Annotated in this window: 20 protein-coding genes; 10 read left to right on the top strand and 10 right to left on the bottom strand. The window is 35.1% G+C overall.

Annotated elements, in window-relative coordinates:
- Positions 1-2 precede the first annotated feature (2 nt).
- Positions 3-1,538 carry a hypothetical protein gene (locus HH304_RS08080; RefSeq protein WP_169680006.1) on the top strand — a complete coding sequence of 512 codons (1,536 nt, stop codon included), beginning with the start codon at positions 3-5 and terminating at the stop codon, positions 1,536-1,538.
- Positions 1,525-3,252, top strand: a complete 1,728-nt coding sequence (locus tag HH304_RS08075; protein WP_169680003.1) for a sulfatase family protein — start codon at positions 1,525-1,527, stop codon at positions 3,250-3,252. Before HH304_RS08080 ends, HH304_RS08075 begins: the two co-directional genes overlap by 14 nt.
- Before the next feature lie 168 nt (positions 3,253-3,420).
- On the opposite strand, the gene HH304_RS08070 is transcribed toward HH304_RS08075, so the two are convergent.
- The 7 genes from HH304_RS08070 to HH304_RS08040 form a co-directional block, all read right to left on the bottom strand.
- A complete protein-coding gene (locus tag HH304_RS08070) occupies positions 3,421-4,515 on the bottom strand; it encodes an aldose epimerase family protein (protein ID WP_169680000.1) in 1,095 nt (364 codons plus the stop codon).
- A complete protein-coding gene (locus HH304_RS08065) occupies positions 4,512-6,770 on the bottom strand; it encodes a GH92 family glycosyl hydrolase (protein ID WP_169679998.1) in 2,259 nt (752 codons plus the stop codon). The genes HH304_RS08070 and HH304_RS08065 overlap by 4 nt, the downstream gene beginning before the upstream one ends.
- Positions 6,771-6,799: 29 nt before the next feature.
- Positions 6,800-7,945: an alpha-hydroxy acid oxidase gene (locus HH304_RS08060; RefSeq protein WP_169679996.1), complete on the bottom strand. Its 1,146-nt coding sequence runs from the start codon at positions 7,943-7,945 to the stop codon at positions 6,800-6,802.
- A 19-nt stretch (positions 7,946-7,964) separates the two neighbouring features.
- A complete protein-coding gene (locus HH304_RS08055) occupies positions 7,965-9,359 on the bottom strand; it encodes an FGGY-family carbohydrate kinase (protein WP_169679994.1) in 1,395 nt (464 codons plus the stop codon).
- Entirely contained in the window at positions 9,356-10,633 is a 1,278-nt protein-coding gene (locus HH304_RS08050; RefSeq protein WP_169679992.1) for a TIM barrel protein, read from the bottom strand. Before HH304_RS08050 ends, HH304_RS08055 begins: the two co-directional genes overlap by 4 nt.
- Positions 10,634-10,680: 47 nt before the next feature.
- Complete coding sequence (locus HH304_RS08045; RefSeq protein ID WP_169679990.1) at positions 10,681-12,786, bottom strand: bifunctional aldolase/short-chain dehydrogenase; 2,106 nt, start codon at positions 12,784-12,786, stop codon at positions 10,681-10,683.
- Positions 12,787-13,680: 894 nt separating this feature from the next.
- On the bottom strand, positions 13,681-14,094 hold the full coding sequence (locus tag HH304_RS08040; RefSeq protein WP_169679988.1) for a BLUF domain-containing protein: 414 nt from the start codon (positions 14,092-14,094) through the stop codon (positions 13,681-13,683).
- Positions 14,095-14,431: 337 nt separating this feature from the next.
- Between HH304_RS08040 and HH304_RS08035 the strand changes: the two genes are divergently transcribed.
- Positions 14,432-14,599 (top strand): hypothetical protein, encoded by a 168-nt coding sequence (locus HH304_RS08035; protein ID WP_169679986.1) that lies wholly within the window; start codon positions 14,432-14,434, stop codon positions 14,597-14,599.
- A gap of 319 nt (positions 14,600-14,918) precedes the next feature.
- On the opposite strand, the gene HH304_RS08030 is transcribed toward HH304_RS08035, so the two are convergent.
- Entirely contained in the window at positions 14,919-15,533 is a 615-nt protein-coding gene (locus tag HH304_RS08030; RefSeq protein WP_169679983.1) for a TetR/AcrR family transcriptional regulator, read from the bottom strand.
- 76 nt (positions 15,534-15,609) lie between these two features.
- Here HH304_RS08030 and HH304_RS08025 point away from each other — a divergent pair, with 76 nt between their 5' ends.
- Positions 15,610-16,548 carry a sensor histidine kinase gene (locus HH304_RS08025; RefSeq protein ID WP_169679981.1) on the top strand — a complete coding sequence of 313 codons (939 nt, stop codon included), beginning with the start codon at positions 15,610-15,612 and terminating at the stop codon, positions 16,546-16,548.
- 270 nt (positions 16,549-16,818) lie between these two features.
- Here HH304_RS08025 and HH304_RS08020 read toward each other — a convergent pair whose 3' ends face one another.
- The gene (locus HH304_RS08020) at positions 16,819-18,468 is read right to left on the bottom strand and encodes a dipeptidyl-peptidase 3 family protein (RefSeq protein ID WP_169679979.1); all 1,650 of its coding nucleotides are present in this window, start codon (positions 18,466-18,468) and stop codon (positions 16,819-16,821) included.
- Between the two features lie 93 nt (positions 18,469-18,561).
- Here HH304_RS08020 and HH304_RS08015 point away from each other — a divergent pair, with 93 nt between their 5' ends.
- The 6 genes from HH304_RS08015 (at position 18,562) to HH304_RS07990 (ending at position 23,497) form a co-directional block, all read left to right on the top strand.
- Entirely contained in the window at positions 18,562-20,055 is a 1,494-nt protein-coding gene (locus tag HH304_RS08015; protein WP_169679977.1) for an RHS repeat domain-containing protein, read from the top strand.
- 58 nt (positions 20,056-20,113) lie between these two features.
- The gene (locus HH304_RS08010; protein ID WP_169679974.1) at positions 20,114-20,320 is read left to right on the top strand and encodes a hypothetical protein; all 207 of its coding nucleotides are present in this window, start codon (positions 20,114-20,116) and stop codon (positions 20,318-20,320) included.
- Positions 20,321-20,673: 353 nt separating this feature from the next.
- Entirely contained in the window at positions 20,674-21,552 is an 879-nt protein-coding gene (locus tag HH304_RS08005) for an RHS repeat-associated core domain-containing protein (protein WP_333908747.1), read from the top strand.
- A gap of 71 nt (positions 21,553-21,623) precedes the next feature.
- Positions 21,624-22,118 carry a hypothetical protein gene (locus tag HH304_RS08000; RefSeq protein WP_169679972.1) on the top strand — a complete coding sequence of 165 codons (495 nt, stop codon included), beginning with the start codon at positions 21,624-21,626 and terminating at the stop codon, positions 22,116-22,118.
- Positions 22,119-22,246: 128 nt separating this feature from the next.
- Positions 22,247-22,801, top strand: a complete 555-nt coding sequence (locus tag HH304_RS07995) for an REP-associated tyrosine transposase (RefSeq protein ID WP_169679970.1) — start codon at positions 22,247-22,249, stop codon at positions 22,799-22,801.
- Positions 22,802-22,864: 63 nt separating this feature from the next.
- Complete coding sequence (locus HH304_RS07990; protein ID WP_169679968.1) at positions 22,865-23,497, top strand: hypothetical protein; 633 nt, start codon at positions 22,865-22,867, stop codon at positions 23,495-23,497.
- A 118-nt stretch (positions 23,498-23,615) separates the two neighbouring features.
- On the opposite strand, the gene HH304_RS07985 is transcribed toward HH304_RS07990, so the two are convergent.
- Entirely contained in the window at positions 23,616-24,041 is a 426-nt protein-coding gene (locus tag HH304_RS07985; RefSeq protein WP_169679966.1) for a hypothetical protein, read from the bottom strand.
- Positions 24,042-24,045: the final 4 nt, after the last annotated feature.

Genomic DNA, 24,045 nt, shown 5'->3' with positions numbered 1-24,045 from the left:
ACATGAAATACTGTATATACATATTCGCGATAATTTTATTGACAAGTTGCGGTTCTTCTGGTAATAAACCAATCAAAGTCAGTAAGTTAAATGCTAAACCTTTGAGCCAGCATTTTCTAGGGACGAATGCAAATCTGGTTGGTATTGATAATCCCTGGGACAATTCTGATTTAGTTGAATCAGTAAACCAGTTGTCTTTATCAACTATACGATATCCCGGAGGTACCATTGGAAATTACTGGGATTGGGATAAGGGTTGGATTGATAGTGAGGTGCCGGACAGTCTGATGATCAAGTGGGTGGTCGCTAATAATCTTAAGGAAAGTCCGAACCGATATAGTTTGGAAAATTTTGCTAAAGGAATTAAAGCCACAGGAACTACTCCTGTATTTATGGTCAATATGCTTAGTAAAGACCTGAATCACACCATGAGAAACTTACGACGAGCAAAAGAACTTGGTCTTGACATAAAATATATTGAATTAGGTAATGAACTCTATTTTGGGTTACCCTATGAAATGAGCGTTTATCCTACGCCCGAAGATTATGGTAAGACCTGTTCAATCTGGATAGATAGTATCAAATCAGCCTTTCCGGAGGCAAAATGTGCTATTTTGGCAAATTACCTTAGAAAAAATCCACGACATACTGATTGGACCGAAAGGGCATTGAGTAATTGCTCAAATGCTGATGCAGTAATTTACCATAAATACAGTCCTTTTGGGCTTGACGGGCAGCAGGAAAAGAAAAAAATCACTGCCGGAACGGAAGGGACAACTGATTCGAAAACCGCTCTTAGAAAAAGTCCGGACGATCTATTGGAAAAGCAGGTATGGGAAATAAAGCAATTAGATGATCAGGCCGTATTGGCTAACATGCTCACCACAGCCAGGAATAGTGTGTTGAATTATGACAAAATCGGTCCTCATAGAAATTTACCAATATGGTGTACTGAATTTAATGTGCGGGCTGATAATTCTGCGATCAGAGGAACATGGGCAAATACATTATATATAATGATGTATTACCAGACGTTTTTAGAAAATCCTTTTGAGGTCGTAACGATTCACAATTTAATCGGAGATAAATTCCCATTGATTTATACAGATTCCACAGGATTAAATCATGTGAAATTTAAAAATGTTTCATCTATTCCCTGGCAACTATCAGCTGCGGGTTTAGCAACAAAATTTACAGCTGAATCAATAAAAAATAATACAACAATTAGTCATCTTAACTTCGATTCTGAGTACATGTTAATTGATGACAGAGGTAATTCAGTTCCATCGCTATCCGGATGGGTCACGGTTAATGAAAATGAAGAAACGTCAGTATTAATTATAAATTATGGTTACGATGAGACCAGCGTTGATTTATCTGAATTAGGAATATCGAACGGAAATATGAGTCAATATTCTGCACCTTTATCAGAATATATTAATGGTGCCCGATCAATCAACATCAATAAAGAGGCTTTAAGCGAACAAATATTAGTAATTCCGCCACATTCAATAACCTTAATTCATGAAAATATCTAACATAACTTTTTTAATATTTTTAATTCTCTTCATGGCCTGCGCTAAAAAGGATAATGAAGGTAATGAAGCTCAGAAACCAAACACACCACCTAACATAATCTGGTTGGTTGCTGAAGATTTGGGTCCGCGGTTTTCATTTAATGGAGATTCCTTAGCACACACACCAAATATAGATTCAATAGCATCAAAGGCCATCGTTTTTGATAATGCCTTTACTGTTTCCGGTGTATGTGCTCCCAGCAGGTCAAGCATGATTACCGGATGTTATCCGAGTAGTATTGGTACTCAACATATGCGTCAAAAGAAAAGTGTAATCAGCATGCCTGGTTTTCCAATGTATAATGCTGTTCCTCCACCTGAGGTAAAGGCTTTTCCTGAGTTGCTCAGAGCGAATGGATATTGGACTTCCAGTTATACTAAATTAGATTATCAGTTTGGTGATCCTTTTACTATTTGGGATGAAGTAACCTACTATCCGCATTGGAGAAATAGAAAAGAGAAGGATAAAGAACGTCCATTTTTTATTTACAGTACTTATGAGATTACTCATGAAATAAACATTTGGCCAGACAGCACCAAAGAAAGATTTTTTAAAGAATTTGGTATTAATATGGAGAATGTCGCTCCTGATGTGAAAAACAGACCGCCTTTAGATTCTTCATTTATGGTTGACCCTAAGGATGTTACCGTACCGCCATTTTTGCCTGATACAGAGATAAGCAGAGGGCATATCGCTCGATTGTACGATAATATTTCAAGAATGGACAGGCAAATCGGTGAGTTAATGATGGATCTTCGTGAAGATAATTTGCTGGAAAATACAATAATATTTATCATGACCGATCACGGAGACTGCCTTCCCCGTAGCAAGCGATGGATATATGACTCAGGTATAAAAGTACCATTAGCTATTTACATACCTGAAAAATATTTACCTGAAAATGTGGCTCAACCTCATCGTATTACAGACCTGGTTAGCTATATAGATCTGGTTCCTACCGTGTTAGAATTTGCAGGAGTTGAAGTGCCCGAATGGATGCATGGCAAACCTATTTTCACTGAATTAAAGGACAAACCTCGTGATTATGTATATGCAGCACGTGATCGTATGGATAATCGCTACGATACAAGGCGAGCTGTGAGAAGTAAAGATTATAAATACATTTATAATTATGATCCGGATAAACCCTATCAGCAGCAAATTACTTTTCTTGAGCAAATGCCGCTTATGAGACAGATTTTGTCAATGAATGAAAAAGGAACCCTTACTGATGAACAAAGTAGCTGGCTGGCAAATGCTAAACCTAAGGAAGAATTATATGATCTTAAAAATGATCCATACGAGTTAATAAATCTGGCGATGGATTCTGATTATGAAAATGTGAAATCAGAGATGCATCAGGCATTATTAACCTGGCAAGAGGAGGTAGGTGACCTTGAGAATAAACCTGAAACAATTCAGGCTGAGGAAATGTGGCCCGGTGGTGAACAACCGGTGACGGCCACACCAACATATCAGCTGGATCAGGATAAGCTGGTTCTTAAATCATCGACACCTGGTGCGACCATCGCATACCAGAAGTCAAATGATGATCGATGGCATATCTATACCACGCCTTTGAAGAAAAGTGATTCAATGAATGTTATAAAAGCACAACGATACGGTTATAAAGAAAGCGAATCAGTTGAAGTGATATTAAAATATGATAAATAGGGTTAGGGTTTAGATGGGTAATAAATCCTGATAGTTTGGTTGAGTTGGGAGGGGCAATTATGCCCCTCCTTTATTTACTAAAAAATATAAGCACGAATTTTAGTTTACAAATTTTAAGTAGCGGTATTATAAATTGAAATATTCCTGTTTAAAAAGTATTGTTGTTGCTTAGAAATTTAATTCCTTAATTTTCCCAGATTGTGATTCATATCTTAGAGAAAATCCCTTGCTGTGTTTTTTTATGGTAGTTGTTTCACTGAAGTCTTCTGGCACTTTGATCAGGAAGACATAATATTCTTTCTTTATTGAGCTTTCTGCATCAATTATTTCAAAAGAATTTACGTCATTAAATCTAAGATCTTTAAGAATTAGTTCATTTAAGGGTTCCGATATACCAACATTCGAAAATTCAAATGCCCTTGCCTCTAAATCACTGCCATTTATACTTTGCCAAAAATTTATCCATGGATAATCGTCTGTGGAGAAAAAATATCCTATTAATAAATCAAATTCCGGATTATAAGCAGTTACCCATCCATTTTTCACACTATCCGGAAAGATGTGCGATGAAAGGTATTTACCAAAGGTTTTATCAGTATGTTTTAAGTTCGATGATCCGGTGGGAAGAATAGCAACAGGCCATGAATAGGTCTGGACAGGTGGGAAGGTATCTTTCTTGAATGGACCATTATTAAAGAATCCTATTCCGGCATTTGAATTAACAATCGTTTTTTCAGAGATAAACGGTGTTCCCAGCGTTGGATGTTGTAAAAGCTGGAAGGGCCTGATTACCGGAAGTGTATTGGTTATTTTTTCGGATATTTTAATATAATTTTTAGTTTTAAAAAGAGTTATTTCTCTAGATACATCCAGTTTTGAAATGTCACTTTTAAAATGAACCTCAGCTGATAAAGTCGAATCTGTTTTATTTTCAGCAGTTAATAATTCCCAATTTTTAGTGTTTACTTCGCCATAAAATACCTGACCTGATTTTTGTTCATTTTCAGTTGGGAAACCCCAATTGCCCAGCGCGATAAAATGACCTTTAAATGGAACTGTATGGGTTTCAGGCATTCGGTCCATAGGTAAAGACCAACTGTAAACATTAAGGCTATCATCTTTTAACCGTAATTCAGTGATCGCAGAGTTTTGCAATGATTGAGTAATGACGATCTTTTCATTCGAAATTGTTATTTCATGTTTTTCTTTATCTGCTGAACAGCTGAATATAGTTAGTAGGATAAGGCCTCTTAATGCTTTCATTTTCCGGTATTTAATATAAGTTCGCCTCCTTTAGTTATTGTCTGGTGATCAATTTTATAACTATCCAGTGATTCTCCGTTAAATAAAATTTCATTCAACGTTACATTATTTCCCTGTTTGTTTATGATTAGTGATTCACCTGTGTAATAGGCAGGGTTTAATTTTATTTTAATTGTGTCAAATGTTGGAGTAGTTATTTGGTAATGTGGTTTCCCCGGTACATCCGGATATATTCCCATCATTGAAAAAACCAGCCAGGCTGACAGAGTGCCTGCATCATCATTACCAGGAATTCCATTTTTATCCAGGGTAAAGTGTTCCTCTATTAACTTATGGATATGTTGAGCGGTTAAATCTTCTTTTCCCTCAATATAATTGAAAATATATGGGTAGCTTATATCCGGTTCATTAGTCATATCAAAGTGACCTTCATCAAATACTGCTGTTAGTTTGTTATAAAAAGTTTCCTTTCCCATAACACTTTTTAATGTATCCAATGCATGAGGTACAAAAAATAAATATTGCCACGCTGTTCCTTCAACATAACCTTTTCCACCACTTTTTTTCCATCTGATATCAAAGTATCTGTCAGTTGGGTTAAATGGATCCATCCAGCTGCCATCTTTATTCTTAGGCCTTAAAAATTGTGTTGTCGTATCAAAAAGTGTAAGAAAACTATGGCTTTTATTAAGGTAGCGACTACTTACGTCTTTTTTACCAAGAGCATTAGCTAATACACTGATATTGTAATCTGCAAGATTATATTCCTGTGTTGTGCTTACTGGTCCCCAGACCATATCCGTAAACCATTTGAATTTCATAGGGTCACCACCTCGGTCGTCCATAGGAATGTAACCATAATGATTATACTGTCTTATACCGGGGCGAATGAAATTTCCAATTTCCTGATCGCTATGTTTGATCATCGCTTCCAATGCTACATTTGCATCAATATCGGTCAAACCTTTCATATATGAATCGACAATGACTGGTATGCCTGGGTCACCCACCATTACACCGGCTTCCTGTCCGAAAAGTTCCCATTTTGGCAGCCATCCGCTTTCCTGATACATCCCGATCATCGATTTCATCATGTCTGTTTGAATCTCAGGATAGACTAATGTTAAAAGTGGATGGACAGTACGATAAGTATCCCACAATGAATAGGTGGTGTATCGTGTATAATCTGCTGACGCAACACTGTCTGATCCCATCACCTTGTATTGACCATTGTAGTCCGAATAGGTTTGGGGTAGAAGCAATGAATGGTATAGTGCCGTATAAAATTTTATTTTATTGTTTTTATTACTACCTGATACATTTATTTTTTCAAGTTGTTTGATCCATTGATCATTCGCATTTTGCTTTATGTCTTCAAAAGTGAGATCTTTCTGTTCTTTCATTAAATTATCACGAGCATTATCGGCTGATACAAATGATAATCCAACACGTAGACTTATTTGCGTAGCTTGAGTCAAATTAAAGCTAAACACTGCTCCATTGTTTCCAATGGATTTATTGTTAACTTCTTTCGTATCCTGAGGATCATTATTTAAAAGCATAATGGAATCCGGTTCCAGGTCTGTTTTGGCGTAAAAATATATTTTTTGCTTTGTTGGTGAGCCACAGAAATTACCATCTAACTGAAATCCGGAAACACCTCCGGATGCATCGAGGTTTACCAACCCACCTTTAAAATGACCTTGGTTGGCTGTTAAATCAATATAAATATGAGACTCACCGGCAGGTAAAGAAAATTTTAATATCCCAGATCGTAATGTACTCGTTGCCTCTACTTTCGTGCGTTGCTTGTCAAGAATAACACTGTAATATCCTGGTTTTGCTTTTTCCTCACTGAAGGTAGATTTCACTTGGTCCACATCCGTTGAAAAACTTCCTTTGACCAGCTTTACCGGAACACTTCCTCCAGCCGGACAACCGATACCTGATAAATTAATAAAACTAAATGCATAGATGTGGGTTGAGTCGCTTCGGTAACTGGTAGGACTTATTTGCCTGGTAAAATCAAAGGTATGTGGACTTACAGAAACGAGTCCCCAGGGTAATACAGCACCAGGGTTGGTATTTCCTTCATCATCAGTGCCAATAAAAGGATCTACATAATCTGTTAATTGTATTTCCTTTTCCTCAGGTTTTTGATAATCACAGGAAGTTAAAAACCAAATGGTAAGAACAGTTAAACATACAAATGAGGATGTATAAAGTGAATTTAATTTTGGTCTGATCTGTCTCACTAAAAAAAAATTAAAGTTCCAATTATTAATTATTGAATCAAATGCTGGGGTAGATCTGCTACATTTTCACAGCAAAGCTGTTCCATTACTTGTTTAAACTGTGTTTTTAATATGGCAATCGTATGATTTCCACCTTCATTTCCTAAAGCTCCTACGCCATACATAAAGGGTCTTCCCATAAAAGTAAACTGAGCTCCGGCTGCAATGCATCGAGCGATATCAGGGCCGGATCGCAAACCACTATCTATCATTAATGTTATTTTGTCTCCAAACTCAGGAGCAAGTTTTTGAAGAGGCTTTATGGAAGATTGTCCAGCATCAAGTTGTCTTCCGCCATGATTTGATACGATTGCACCATCGATGCCAATACTTATCGAACTTTCAATATCTTCTTCATTAACTAATCCTTTGATTACCAGTTTCCCTTTCCATTTATCTCGTAATTCTTTGATTTTATCCATTGTCAATCGCCCATCAAAAGTATAATTCATAAAATTACCCAGTTGGGAAAGATTTAAGTTTTTTGGTATATATGGATTAATAGAGGCAAAAGAAGGCTTACCCGCAGAAAGTGTCTTAAGAGCCCAGGTCGGTTTGGTGACGATCTGCATAACATTTTTAAGAGTCATTTTCGGTGGCAATGACAAACCATTTCTAATGTCTCTTGGACGATAGCCAAAAGTCGGAACATCTGCCAGAATTACTAATACCCTACATCCGGATTCCCATGCTCTTTCAAGAAGATCATCACGTAGTTTATTATCTTTCGGATGATACAGTTGAAACCAAAACCTACCTTCAGTGATTTCTGCAATATTTTCAATACTGGCTGTTGAAACGGTACTTAATATAAAAGGGACATTATGTTCTAAAGCAGATTTAGCCAATATCTCAGGAGCCTTGGGCCAAATTAATCCTTGTAGGCCGATTGGAGAAATTCCAAACGGAGCGTCATATCGGTGACCAAACAATTCAACACTAGTATCAGGAAAGTCAAAATTTGCGATATACTTTGGCATCAATTCAATTTCCTGAATATCAGTCATGTTTTTTTTCAGGTTTATATCCTGATTACAACCTCCATCAAGGTATTCAAATGCAAATTTAGGTACTCGCTTAGATGCTCTAAGCCTTAAATCAGGGATATCAGGGTAATTTCTATTATATTCATTCATAACAAATATTGTAAATGGATTAAGTGTTGACTTTTCTTTCCATAGGGTAGTGTCTTTTAAGCTGATATTTTTTCTTTAATATCTTTTTATTTACTTGTTGATTACTTAAAACCAAGTTTGCTCCTAAAGCCGTTCCTAAAGAAAATGATGTTGTATAAATCTTGAATCCTTTCAATTTATGAGTAAGCATTTGAATAAATATTTCATTTGATCCAAAACCACCATCAACATAAATTCTTTTTATATTGTCAGTCATGATTAATTTGGTACTAGCGATTTGAACATCGGTCAGTTCATCAACAAGTTTATAATATGCCTGCTCAAATGATTCAAATTCTGAAGCTACTTCAGTTGAGTCCTTTTTAAAGTTATAGTGGTTTAGTTTGATGAATTTATAATCAAATTGAAATGATTTAATGGAATTTAATTTTGAATAGAGGTCAGGATCAAACAGTAATTCTTTATGATAATTTGCAGGTTTATCAAATCGATCCAGTAATTTCTTTACCTGGTGTTTAAACTCCTCACCTAAAAATAACCGAGATGCTTTAATCGGGATTCCCTCAATAGATTGGTAGTGAAGACAATCTCTGAGCAATTCTTTTTCTGTTAATAATGAGTTGTTGAAAGGATTCAAACTGATACTCCAGGTACCGGTTGAAATCAGTATAAATTCTTTTTCTATTGATTTAATATAAGGTAAAAGTGCCGAAGAGCTGTCATGTATTCCGACGCCAATGTTTACTTCCTGTCCACCTATAGTTCGTTTAAAACTTTTGTTAGCTGAAACTGTCGGCGCCATTTTTTGCATTAAACCCTCTTTTTGCACCCACGAATGGTAATCGTTATTTTTATAATCCCAGAAAAATGTATGACAGCCTATACTGGTGAAGTCGGATACTGGTTGACCTGTAAATCGATAACTGAAATATTGAGGAAGGTGTAAAGAATATTTAATTCTATTATATAATTCTGGTTTACAATGTTTTATCCAGTAAAGTTGCAATCCTGAGTTTAACATACCAAGCATCGGGCTTGATGTATTTTTGCAGAATTCATTAACAGGTCCATAATCAGAAATAAACTTTTCCAATAAATCTTCCGGAAACGGTTTCAGATAGTTGTACAATGGACAAGCCAGGTCGCCATTTTCATCGATGTGAACCAATGAAGCTCCATAAGTGGAAAAATTCAGATTTATAATATTAAAATCTTCATTCAGCAGGTATTTATTCAATGTTTCTTCCACCCATTTTTCAATCGCCTTCAAATCATCACATGGAAAACCATCATCATCTACAACCTCATCAAATCGTGCGTATTCATGATGAATTTCCATATGGTTTTCATCAAAAAGGAAGAATTTCTTATTGGTTTTCCCAATATCGAATATGGCAGTTACATCCATTCTCATAAGCCTGAACTGATTTGCTTCGATCCTCTTTCTTTGATCAGAGTTTCTCTGACATTTAGATTTCGGTATGCCTCTAATGGATTAACTGAAGCATGATTATTCAACCTATTTTTAGCAATTAAAGGTCTGACATCAGTCATGAAGGCATCCTGAAGAATTTCCTGGCAGCCAGCTACGTCGTTGTTTTGTTGAGCATAGGCTAATGCATTCTGATCAATAATGAGAGCCCTACAATAGGCTATTAATATGGCTTCGACAGACTGAATCAAATCCTCCAGAGGATCTTTTAAATTATGGCTGGCATCAATCATCCATGCGGGAGTGATATTATCTGTATTAGTAATGCCTTCAACCAGTTCATTGAAAATAAGGAATAACTGATAGGGTTTTAAACTCCCTACTGTTAAGTCATCATCGCCATATTTGCTATCATTGAAATGGAAGCCACCTAATTTATTCTGATGCATTAAAATTGCAACGATTTGTTCAATATTTGTATTGGGTAGGTGATGACCTAAATCAACCAATGAATATGCCTTCTTACCAAGTTGTTGAGCCAGTAGGTGAGAGGTTCCCCAATCAGGAATGGTCATTGAGTAAAAATTAGGTTCATAAGGCTTGTATTCAATTAATAGTTTCCAGTCTTCAGGAAGATGATTATATATTTCCTGCAATGAAAGGGATAAATTTTGAAAAGCCTTTCTGAAATTTTTTTGTCCCGGGAAAGATGCTCCGTCAGCCAGCCAGACCGTAAGTGATTTAGCTCCCAGACGTTCACCATGGTCGATTACCTCTTTATTGTGATCAACAGCCAGTTGCCTAGTGTCATTATCATGATGATCTAAAGAACCGAACTTATATGAATGAATTGAGTCGGGTTGATCCTGGAAAGTGTTTGAATTAACAGAATCAAATTTCAAATGAAGATCAGCTGCTAATTGATTAATATGGTCATAGTTTTCTGGAATATCCCACGGAATATGAAGACTAATAAAACCACTGGAATTATTTAATTTATGTAACAAGCCAATGTCATTAATCTTTTCTTCCAGGGATCCTGGTTCACCACCACCTGAAAATCGACCAAACCGTGTTCCTCCGGTGCCCAATGCCCAGCTGGGAATAGCAATCTGAAAGGTTGATAATTTATCATCCAGATCATTTAAATCAATATTTCTACTAACCAGTCGGTTCGCCAACTGATCATATTCCTCATTTAAACGAGACGCATGTTTATTATTCAGATCATTAATTTGATCACTAGTTATTTTCATGATTTATTTAGGTTTTTGGGTTATAAACTCGGTTTAGTGAGTTTTTTTTACCTTGGAAACGCAGCTGCTACACCTCCATCGACGTTAATGATGTTACCAGTAGTTTTATTTAACAGACCACTAGTAAAAGCAAACACACCATTTGCAATATCTTCTGTTGAGATTATTTCATTTAAAATTGTTCTTTTAGCGTAATGAGTAGGAAGGTCTTTTACATCAATTCCATAAGCTTTAGCACGGCCTTCAGCCCATTTTCCTTCCCAAATTTTTGACCCTTCAATTACTGCATCAGGATTGACCGTATTGACTCTGATTTTTGCTGCACCTAATTCGGCTGCAAGTAATCGAGTCATATGGGTTTGTGCTGCTTTAGCTGACCCATATACGACATTATTTGGTCCGGATACTAATGCATTTTTACTGACAATATTGATCAGATCACCTCCTAAACCTTGTATTTTCAACACTTCAGCCGCTTTTTGTGCCAAATTGAACTGACCCTTGGCCAACACATTCATCAATAAATCATAATCCTTTTCTGTAGTTTCTTCAATTGGTTTTGAAATTGCCAACCCTGCAGAATGTACGACGATATCCACACCGCCAAATTCATGACATGCTTTATCGAATGCTTTCTGCACACTTTCAGGATCAGTAACATCTAAAATTGAGTAGGTTGAAACATCTTTAGCAAAGGTGCTATTTGCTTCGATTAATCTGGGTTCATCGATGTCTGTAATTACAACGTTGGCTCCTTCAGCAGCTAATTTATCCGCTATCGCTTTCCCAATACCGCCAGCACTTCCCGAAACTAACGCTACTTTTGCTGAGAGTGGTTTTTCTTTTGGCATTCGCTGAAGTTTTGCCTCTTCCAGCAGCCAGTATTCGATATCAAATGCTTCTTGAGTAGGTAAAGCCTGATACTCACTAATTGCTTCTGCACCCCGCATTACATTAATCGCGTTAATATAAAATTCACTCGCTACACGGGCTGTTTGCTTATTTTTAGCAAAAGTGAACATTCCTACTCCGGGCCAAAGTATTACTACCGGATTAGGATCTCTCATTGCAGGACTATTATCACGTTTGTGATTAGTGTAATAGTCCTTATACATTTCTCTGTAGCTTCTGAATTGTTCTTCAATCTGAGGCTTTATAATTTCTAAATTACTTAGGTCGGTATCTTTGTCTAAGGTAAGAACTAATGGTCGAATTTTAGTCCTTAAAAAATGATCCGGGCAACTTGTTCCCAGAGGTGCCAGTTTTTCAAGATCATTACTGTTTACGAACTCTAATACACGCTCGTCATCTGTAAAATGACCGATCATTCTTCTATATCCCGAAGCTAATCCTCTTAGTAAAGGAGCAATTTTGGAAGCTTGATCTTTTCGCTTTGATTCTTCGATCGATAAAATCTTTTCTCCGCCAAATACCGGCCTTTCTTTACCTTCTTTCGACTTAATATATTCGCTGGCTTTTTCTATAGCTTCCAGGCTATTGAGATAACATTCATAACTCGTTTCACCCCAGGTAAATAACCCATGGCCACCAAGATATAGACCTTTTAAGTTTGGGTTTTTATTTATTGCTTCTTCAAGTTTAAGAGAAAGGTCAAATCCTGGACGCTGCCAGGGAATCCATGCAAAGTCTTCCCCGTAAATTTCTTTCATTATTTTTTCACCATCTTTTGCAGCTGCAATGGCTATGGCAGCATCCGGATGAAGGTGATCTATATGCTTGTATGGTAATAATGCATGTAAAGGTGTATCTATTGATGGAGCCTTTGATGATAAATCGTAAATACAATGATTAAATAGTTCAACCATCTCATCTTCATACTCTAAACCACGATAAACATTTTTTAGAGAACGTAGCTTATCTACATATAATCCTGCTAAGCCACTTCTTGTTAGTGTACCGATATCTCCTCCAGACCCTTTTACCCACATAACTTCCACCTCTTCACCGGTTAATGGATCCTTTTCTATTGTTTTACAACTGGTGTTTCCACCACCATAATTTGTGATTCTCAGATCTGCACCAAGAATATTAGATCTATAAAGTAGTAATGCGATTTCATTAGACTTTAGCGCATATGCTTTTTTGTCATCCCATAAATAATCTACATACTTAAATTCTTTTGTGGTTTCCATATCTTCAATTGAGTTAAAATAAAAGCCATTCAATAATTGAATGACTTTACCCTTAATAAACATAAAAATGCAACCACAATATTGGTAACTTTTATTAAATCTGCTTTTGTATTTATAAATCAGAAGTTAAAATTGAAATATCGTAGAAATTTTTACTCCTAAAAGACTCTTTGGTTGGTTAAGTGATTGATAATCAGTATTCTGATTTAGGATGCAGTAAATACCAAAGAAATAAAAGTCAACACTTAGATAAATTGTAATTTATAAATCAAAAGTTTTATTTTGGTTAATTGAGATTTTTAATACACTTATTTACTCTCATTGGACAGTATAATTGGTGATATATTCAAGTGAAATACTAATCATTGAAAAGTTTTTCTGGTTAAAATAATTAGATTAGTATAGAATTAATTTTTTTGGCAGTTTTGAGAATAGTTGTAATAAAAATAAAAATCTAGCTATTCTGTTGTTCAGTTTGATTTTTGAAAGATATATTTAATTAAACTTAAATTTTAATAATCAATCTCATCTATTTAAATTAGATATATCAAATAATATCAAATTATAAGTGAGTAATTCGGTGAGTTAGTATTTTGAAAAGTTTATAAGTCATTGAAAATAAACGGGTTTAAGAGTAGGGTTGCAATCCTGCCACCCCGACTAAAGGCCTTGTGTAACTACAAGGCCTTTTTTTATTTAGATAAATTTAAAGCCATATATAAAGCTTCCGGATTACAATTACTGAAGAGTGATATTTCTGTAAACTGATTTTTACTAAATCAATAATTGGTATAAAATGACTGAGTCACTGACTCACCATTTCATGATAAGTTTGAAGTTGTCCTGCGAAATACTTCAAATTGCAGGACAACCAATCTCACCAGGCCAATAAGCCTATTTAAAAAACTTTTTTACCAGGGACATAGCATTATTATTTTCTTTGCCATTTAAGATGTTTTTAAAATCTTCCTGCTCTTCCCGGGACATTTTTGTATTAAATTCAATGGATTGGAAATCAATCTTTTTAGATCCCATTTGCCAGCTTGGGAATGCTCGGTTCTCAATTGGTCCACTGGCAATCATGAATATTTTATCATGTCTTGTATCGCCCTTGATCTTATCATATAGCGAAATAATGTTGTTGTAATCTCCCTCTAAATACTGCACAAATTGCTTGTCAGAATATAATAAGACCCCTGTTAGATCAAAGTCTTTATTATTTTTATTACATGACTGAAGGATTTTTTCAATTTCTTCGGAAGTACAATTCGGTTTTCTTGAGCTTAAGTAAACTATGTGTGATAACATGAGGTATAAAAGTTAGTTAAAAAATGGTCTTTCGTTTTAATCTAAATTAAAAAAGTAGTTGAAAGTATTCTCTATATATTCTCAACTGTTAGGTTAAAACTAGTGTGATCAGCAATTGTTTAAAAAAAAGCTTTTCAAGAAACAATTTGATTGAGATTGTTGCTAAATCAAATATTTAATGACCGTAAAGTACATTTTGATCTTTGACTTATTTTGCTTAAAAGTTTTTCTAAACTTGCATTAATGGCTTTTTTCGACCCTTGTCCATAGGAAGGTTTTAGTGATAAATAATTTTTTACCTGTGACTTGAAAGGGGTTATCATTTGAAAGAATAATTATGGCACCCCGCTGTATGGAGTTTAACGATAGCGTAACTTCAGACTTTTCATGGAATGCAGGGATTGTATCCCGATCATATCAAAGTGATGTTACCTTAAATATTAGAAGCCTCCAGAGTAAATCAGGAGTCTTTATTTATATTTTGTTTACAGATTATTTTAAATGAATTATTGATTAATAATGATCGAGTCACAGACTATACATTTACTGAAAAAGTTTGGATTTGTCCTTCGAAATACTCCAAACAGCGGGGGGTAGTTGATGTAGGGTTGTTATTGTCGTCACGCGCGCCAGTGGAGCCTCTACGGCCCCAAGCGGGACGCTTGAGCCAGATGAGCCAGATTAAATTAAATTTTATAAATAGAAAAAGACACTACAAACCATTATGCTGGCTGTCATATTATTGTAGCGTATTGGCATGGTTTATAAAATTATTTGTTATCTGGAGACAAAATTGTTCTTGATGAGTGAATAGAGATTTTAATTCATTTGGTGTTAAAATATTTACTAAAATTCTCATTTAGAAATTTCACTCCTTTAATAGAAGCAATTCCATATATAAAATTTTCAGTTAACTCTGCATAAGCCTTTCCCGCCAATAATTCATAATGACTGTAAATTTTCGCAGATAAGGATTTCATCGATAATTCAATAAGATATTTTGAAAGAATATTGGAATTGATATTTTCCCTGAAATGACCTTCTGATTTACCTGATTCAATTATTTTAACAAGCCAAACGGAAAGGGTATTCTGAAAAAATGTTTCGATCAACGCATAAATATCCGGTTCATATTTCTTTAAATCGTCAGTCATTCCAGGATATAGGTTTTGAAGATGTCTTTGATGAATAAACCCCTTGAATTTTAGAATTTTCTCTATAGATAGGATATCTTCTTTATCAGTATTTTCAATGAATAGTTTATCTAATTCTATCCCTTGTTCAACCATGTTTTTTATGATTAACGTTTTATTAGGATAATGTTGATATAACGTTTTAGTAGAGCATCCTAATTCTCTGGCTATTTTTCCCATTGAAATGGCCCGAAATCCATATGTTGTAAATAACTCAATTGCTTTGTCAAGTATTCTCTTCTTCATGATATAAAAATATGGAAAATATTTTATTTTTTATATTTTCCGATTACTTTTGTATCCATTATCATGAAAAAAGATAATGAAGGATAAAATATTCAAGATTTCACTATTGGTAGTAATACTCATACCGATAACATCTGTATTATTAATTGGATTATTAGATTATAGATTTGATTTACCCGGGGTATTAAAATTTTTAGTAAGTGAACAGATGCTCAGTTCTTTAGCGTTGATGTTATTTACTTTAACCTGCCTTTTTATATGTTGCCATTTTAAACTAAGAAATCATAAGATATTCACATTAAGAATAGAAAAGCTAAATAAGGAAAACGACGATAAAAGTAGGTTGATTAATATCTTGTCTCATGATATTAGGGAGCCAATTAAGACTTTTGAAACAGTGTTAAATGCTAGTGAGAAAGGATATATTAATAATGCAGAGTTCATCAATCATTCTAAATATATTAAAAAAAAGCTTGGGCCTGTACAGGTTATGGTTGATGAATTATTGTACTGGTCATTAGATCAATTGGGCGGTCTGAAGAGTAACCCATTTCTTGTAAATATCGATCGGGAAGTTGATCAAATCCTAAGTCAATTAGAACAATCATATAAGGATAAAAATATCAGGATTATTAAAAAAATTGAATGTAATAAAGCCTATGTTGACCCAAATCATTTTAAGATAATAATGAGAAATATTATACATAATTCGATTAAGTATTCTCATGAAAATTCAATCATCTATATTAATAGCCAAATAGATATTAATTCAGTATCCATTTCTGTATTAGATTTTGGAAAGGGGATGTCTTCGTGCCAAATAGGGAAGATATTAAATCGGGATGTGTCGTTTGATACATTAGGAACTGGTGGTGAAGTCGGCAAAGGGGTAGGACTAGCTTTTTGTATGCATTTATTAAAAATGAATAATGGGCAAGTAAAGATTAGTAGTAGTAAAGGAGAGGGGACTAATTTTCAGATTTATTTTCCAATAGAATCACATAATATTGGTTAAAAGTTTAAATGAATTATTGATTATTAATGATCGAGTCACAGACTATACATTTACTGAAAAAGTTTTGAGTTGTCCTTCGAAATACTCCAAACAGCGGGGGGTAGTTGATGTAGGATTGTTATTGTCGTCACGCGTATTGCTTCGCTACGCGCGCCAGTGGAGCCTCTACGGCCCCAAGCGGGACGCTTGAGCCAGTTTAAATTAATTTTTAGAAATAGAAAAAGCCAGCATAAATCACTATGCCGGCTTTCCATATATTAACACAAAATTTTATAAACCTAAAACTTCCGTACCCTGGTTGAATACAATATCAACTGGTATTCCTGCTTCAGATACTTTGTCTAATGATTTTTGTAGTTCTGGTCCCACACTTCCTTTTTCTTCAAATAATTTACTTACTCCATCGTAATCTCCATCGCCTTGTAACGTTAGAATCTTTTCTGAAAGTGAATTCATTGCATTTTGGAAATTATCGAAGTTAACCGAATATCGTCCGGTTGTTTCATCATAGCTAAATGCATCCATTTCCTGGAAGTAGTTAAATCTGATCATATTAGCCTGACCATGTGCACTTGAAGCCCCAAATCTAACGGATCTGAATATCCCAGCCATAAAGGTTACATAGTAATCCATTAACTCTCCTTCAATTTCACCTTTGTCATGTAATTTGGTAACCATGTATAATCCAAGAATATCAGCTTTTCCTTCTTCCAGAGCTGATCCTTTTTCTTTTAGTGCTGATCTAACAGTACCTTTTCCATTTATAGTATTCTTAATACCAAGGCCATGAGCAACTTCATGAAACATTGTATTTGCAAAAAATGCATCAAAGGTAATATGCTTTCTTTGATCTTCACTGACCAGCTCTTCTGAAATTGGCACTAATATTTTATCGAATTTAGCCTGCATTGCATTTTTAAGCTGTAAACGTCTTGAGCCTTTTTCTAATTGAACACGCTCATCATTAGGCAAGTTAATTGCGATAGTCTTGCTACCTGAGTTACAGTCACCGGCATAGTAAATAACATCATAAGCATTTAGCTGTGATGAAGTACCCGGCATTTCTTTCTTGTAGGCATCAGCAACAGGTAATCCCTGCTGTAACTCTGGCAAAAATGACGCGAACTTTTCTAATCTTTCACTCCATGTTTTGTCTTTAATCAAAACATAGGCTTCATGCGCAGAACGATAGTTATATAATTTATCCTCATAATTTTCTATCGGACCGATAACTACATCGATGGTATTATTCTTCATGTCCATCCAGGCCATGTCTGATGCTAGGTAATCATCAGATAAAAGGGCATCAGCTCTTAGAGTAAGGTATTTTTTAAGGCCTTCTTCCTCACATAATTCAGCAGCTTGCCTTAATAAGTCAGCTGCTTTAGTTACTTCTTCTTTAAACGCAACATGGTAAGGCTCTAAATAAAGTCCACCATCTTCATTTCTTCTTACAAATGAGTATTGATCCTTCTTGTTTGGTTCATCCCATTGTTCGAATTCTTCTTTTGTCATATCAGTTGGATAGAATTGAGCTCCAGCTGGCTTAGGGCCTACACCTTCTACAAAAGGTTTATCATCATTCAGGCGTTCCCATGGTCCATAATTGATTTTTGCAAAAGCTTTTTCAGCGTCATTCAGACTTGCCATCAATTCATCTTTATCGCCATAAGCTTCCTTCCAGAAGAGCTTATCCATAATTTGGGATGCTTCGATTAAAAGTGGAAGCATCTTTTTTTCATTGTCGCTTAGTACAGACAGGTCCGTATTGAGAGTGAACTCAGCAAATTCATCCACCTTCTCTTGAATTGGGTTAACTGTATTCATTTCTGCGGAATCTTCTTCTTTCTCCTGGTTGTCAGATTGAGAACCACATGAGAAAAGAAAAATAAGTGCTCCGGTATAGAGTAAATTTTTCATGTTTTAATAGGTTTGAAAAGTTTGATGCTGAAAAATACATTAAAATTTGTAGTGAATCAATTGAATTAAAAATAAGACGTACTAGGTAGAGCTGTGAAATCATATCTTCCAGATGGAGCTAAAACCGAAATGAAATATGGGTTTGGTGAAGACCGCCAGGGAAGAAAAATGTTTGAAACCATAACAATTGATCCAAATGGTATTCGAACTGCTCAATATACCGATATCAGAGAGCGTGTCACGGCTGTTAAAAATGTAACCAGTGAAGGAAGTGTCTGGACGAGCTTTGAGTATAATGCAATGAATGAGAAGATCGCCTCAATGGATGATCGTGAAAATAAAACATTGTATGAATACGACTGGTTTGGTCGTCGAATCAGCCGAGATCATCCGGATGCCGGACTGACTACGTTCAGCTATGACATTGCAAGCAACTTAAGAGAAACAGTAACCGCTAACCTAAGAGAATCTGGTGGAGCAGTAACTTATGAATACGACTACAATCGATTAGAAAAGATCATTTATCCGGAAAATCCGGAAAACAATGTGACCTACACCTTTGGTGAAGCTGGTGCTGATAATAACCGTGCGGGTAGGGTAGTCCTTCAGGAAGATGCTTCCGGAGCACAAGAATTCTTCTACGGTCCACTAGGAGAGGTGATCAAGAATATTCGTACTGTGATCATTCCTGGTCATACCGAGCAAACTTATGTGACAGAGTGGGAGTATGATACTTGGAACAGGTTAATGTCAATGACTTACCCTGACGGTGAGAAAGTAGAATACACCTACAATGCCGGTGGTTTACTTCGCAGCATGAAAGGGAAGAAGCAAGGGTACAAGTTTAACTACGTGGAGCAACTGGGGTATGATAAATTCGGTCAGCGAGTGTTCTTAGAATATGGTTATGGAACTAAGACTACCTATTCTTACGAAGAAGACCGCAGAAGACTTAAAAACATGAATGCCAAGACCAGCCAGGGTCGCGACATGATGGATAATGTGTATGAATACGATAAAGTAAACAACATATTGAGCCTGACAAACAGAGCGGCAGTTCCATCAAATGACCTGATGGGTGGTTCATCCACATACTCATACGAATATGATGATCTGTATCGTTTAGTATCAGCGGAAGGTAACTATACCGGAAGCAATGAAAAGCATCGATACAACCTGGAAATGGAATACAATACCGTTGGTGGAATCTTAAGAAAAAACCAGACCCACGAGCGCAGCGGTGGTGAAGGGAATAACTGGGTAACTCAAAAACGAACTTCCTACGATATGACCTACGAATATGGTAAAGAACAACCAAATGCTCCGGTACACATTGGTGACAAGTCATACCAGTACGACCTGAACGGAAACCTGACAGGCTGGACCCACGATGTCAGTGGACAACGTAGAAACATTGTTTGGGACGAAGAAAACAGAATCCGCTCGATCATGGATAACGGAGCAATCCATCACTATGTGTATGATGCATCCGGAACCAGAGTATTAAAAGGTAAAAGCCAGGGACAGGCAGTTTACAAAGACGGTAGCCATAGGTCAGGTTCAGGAAATATGGAGGACCGAACGTAAAAAATGGTCTTGCAGACCATTTTAGTGAGGGGCCAGGTTGCAGGGCTGGTAAACACAAATGTTCTTTATTTATTATATCAGAAGCGGAAGTTATACCAAGCACTATTATATCGAAAGCCAACGAATAGTAAGTAAGCTAGGCGGTGGTTATGATGACACCATCGACAAACGAGCTGCTGGTGGAGATAAAGTAAACTACAGTACAAAAAGTGGTAAGATTTGGGACGGCATTGTTAAGAACCTGAAATTCTTAGGAGAAAACTGAGAGATCTTAATAGCCGGTAAGAGCGGTAAAATACCTCCAGGGCAGCTTAACGGCAAAGGAGGAAATGGTGGATCAGCATCAGAACCATTCCAGTACTACTACCACCCGGATCATTGGAGGACCGAACGTTTAGAAAATCTCCTGTGAAGATTTTTAGTGAGGTGCCAGGCTGCAGGGCAGGAGCTACATCACCGATGCCAGTGGAGAAGTATACCAGCATTTTGAAACCGAGGAACGAGGTTCGCGAACTCCTTAAAAGATAATCACAACAGTGAGCAATATATGGCCTTCGGAGGGGGTGAGCGTTTAAAAATGGTCTGGTAAACCATTTTAGCGAGCAGCCAGGTAGCAGGGTGGGCGTAGAAGAACACAGCAACACAAACCGTACTCCATATTTGTTCAATGGTAAAGAATTAGACGAAGAAACAGGGTTGTATTACTATGGGGTTAGGTATTATGATGCGAAGATAGGCATGTTTTTGGGTGTTGATCCAATGGCAGAGAAAAGGGAATGGCTTTCTCCTTATAATTTTGTTCAAAACAATCCGGTTGTTAGAATAGATCCAGATGGAGCACTTGATAGATATTATAATGAAAATGGGGACTTCTTGTATGAAGATAACAAGACATCAGATAACATTAAAATCTTAAAACAATCAGATTTTAATGAAATTAAATTTATTCTTGGAGAAGAAACGCTAAATGATAGAACTCAAACAAATTTAGCACTTCAAAATGATTTAGATGATAGAAGTGTAGGGATTAATGATGCAGGTTTAAAATCTTCAGTAGCTTCAAAAATATTTACACATATATTGTCGCAGACACAAGGAGTTGATATGAGTAAATTATATAATGGTAAAGTTTCAATATATAATGAAAATAATACCTCTGAAAATTATAATAACCCTGAAATAGCTAATGGGACAGCAAATGCAGCTATTTATGGAAAAACCAGATTTTCAGGTAAAGCAGAAAATGATGTTATTAAAATAACTGTTGCTTGGCGGGGAAGAAGAAATAACGATTTAGGTACTGTATCTAATGTTATGAATGCTCTTGGCGCACATGAATTTATAGGTCATGGAGTTTTGAATTTTGGTATAGGTGGCAAACCTCATTCTGGGGCATATATTTATCAAATGAATCACTCTACCTGGGAGAATACTACTCCTAACTTTAAGCGAGATTATATCGAATTATTTAATTATTATTTAAATATTGGTAATTAATGAATTACAAAAACAACATAATACTTTTAATAATTATTTTTAGTTGTAATACTGAAAATAATTCAAACTCTATGGAGGATAAATTAAATGATGTTGATGTTTTATGGAATGGAATAAGATCAACTATCTATATGGTAGATTCTTTAAATGAGAATAAAGGTAAATTAGTAAATCCTACAGTTTATTTTGATTTTCAAATAAAGAATAGAAGTAGCGATACTTTTTGTATCAAATCACAATCCGTTTATAATAGTAATGATTTAAATACTGATTCAGAATTATATATTAAAATTAGTAACGAAAGAAAAATTCAACTTACTGACTTTAGATCTTCAACAACACAATGTGCAAATCCAAAATCGGATTATTATGCATATTATACAGTTTTTTTAAATGATACTTTGTTAAAGAATATTGGCGAAGAAACATTAGCAAAAGGATATATAAAGTTAAGTAATATTGACACTATTTATTATAAGAAAAATGAAATGATAATACCGATTTTAAAAAGTGATTCTTTTCAATTAAAATTTAAGGATCACTTTGATACCACTATTGATGATTGATAAGTCTCCCACTGGCGCGCGTTGCTTTTTCGGCATAACGCGTGCCGATATAAGTATCTACTTTATACTTTGTAAGAATAATTAATCTTATATATCTTTCCAAAATCAACTATGAATCAACCGAAATCATGTCTGAAAAGTATAAATTCAATAATCCAGAAGGGATCTATTTTGTTACATGTACAGTTGTCTTTTGGATTGATCTTTTTACCCGAAAAGAGTATAAACATATAATACTTGATACTTTAGAATATTATCAGAGAAAAAGAGGTTTAAATATTCATGCTTATTGTATAATGCCAAGTCATATCCATATGATTATAAGTTCTGGCAATAAAGACAGTAGTTTAGCAGCAATTATGCGGGATTTTAAAAAACTTAGTAATAAGAGGATCATAACCGAAATTGGTAGAATTAATGAGAGTCGTAGTGAATGGTTATTAAGAGCTTTTGAAAAAGCCGGAAGTAAATTAAAAAGAATTACCTCAAATAAGATTTGGATAGATGGAAATCACCCAATAGAATTGGATAGTAATTTAATAATGGAGCAAAAGCTTGATTATATACATAATAATCCGGTTGATTCTGAAATTGTAGATGAACCAGAAAAGTACTGGTATAGTTCGGCGAGAGATTATTTTGGGGATAAGAAGGGTTTAATTGATGTAAAGTTGTTAAAGTAGTCACGCGTTTTGCTGCGCAACGCGCGCCAGTGGAGGTACACAATGATAACTTTGTAAGTTAATATGAATGAGCTCTTTAATAAATACATTATTATATTACTTTCGTTATTATTAATAACAGGGTGTGGTTCAAAGACGCCTCGAAATCCTGTTTCAGATAATGATTTTCAATCTATTCTTACCCTGGTAATTGATTCAACATTGGTTGAAAATAATGATATCAATAACAATATTAATGTCCCGGATTATATCTATCCGCCAGATGCTGATTCAACACTTGAAAATAGAGTTTATATACTTGAAGAACATAAGCCGGGTATAATATTTATAGACTCACTTACTATTGGTGTTCCTCAAGATGATATTGAAAACATCAGAAAGAAATTAACAGATGATAATTTCGAAGATGACTTTTTAAATATTTTCACAGAACTTTCGAATGCTAAAAGCCGAAAAGCTTTACAATTATATTTACTATTAACCCGAAATGATATTGAGTTTGTAGATCACTATACTGAGAGTGAAGACTTTTATTTTTTGCAAATATCAGAGCTGATAATAAATGATAGAGGAAATAAGGCTGTTTTATATGCTGATTTTACTTGTGAAGGAGAATGTGGGGCAAGAGTTTTGTATTTATTCGAAAAATCTGGTCAATGGCGAATCAAGAAAAGATATATAATAAGTGTCTCTTAAATGTGACTAGTCCTAAAATAGATTGACACTATTTTAGGACTAGTCATTAGTTTAATTATTGTAATTAGGTATGTTTTTCAGATTTTAATTTACACAACTAATAAAGTAAAATGAAAATTTAATTCGCTGGCACAAATTCAAAATATATATTACAATCCTCATCAGGTCTTGTTCTATCCCAAAGCATATTTCCACCTCTAAAAACTACTTTTTTAGTGGCTTGGCTAAACTGCAAAACACCATTTTCATAAGAATAAGGATGCTTTTCAAGTAAGTCCCCAGTTCTTAATTCCTCAATAAACATGCTGTCTTTAGTGAATCTGATCTCCATACAATATGAATCTGTACATGCATAGCTATATTCAAATTCGTTACTTTCATCGCTACAATTTTCTGAAAAATACCTGTTTTCATACCATACGGTATTTTCTAGGGGATTTGAAAGGGTGTTTTCTAAGGAATTTGCAATTTCTTCACTTTCTGAACATGAAAACATAATAATTGAAGTAATAAATAGAAGTAAAGTGTTGATAAGAATTTTCATAAAG

This window comes from Marinigracilibium pacificum (assembly GCF_012926615.1).
Lineage (GTDB): Bacteria > Bacteroidota > Bacteroidia > Cytophagales > Cyclobacteriaceae > Mangrovivirga > Mangrovivirga pacifica.
This window is presented reverse-complemented; position numbering and strand designations above follow the sequence as displayed.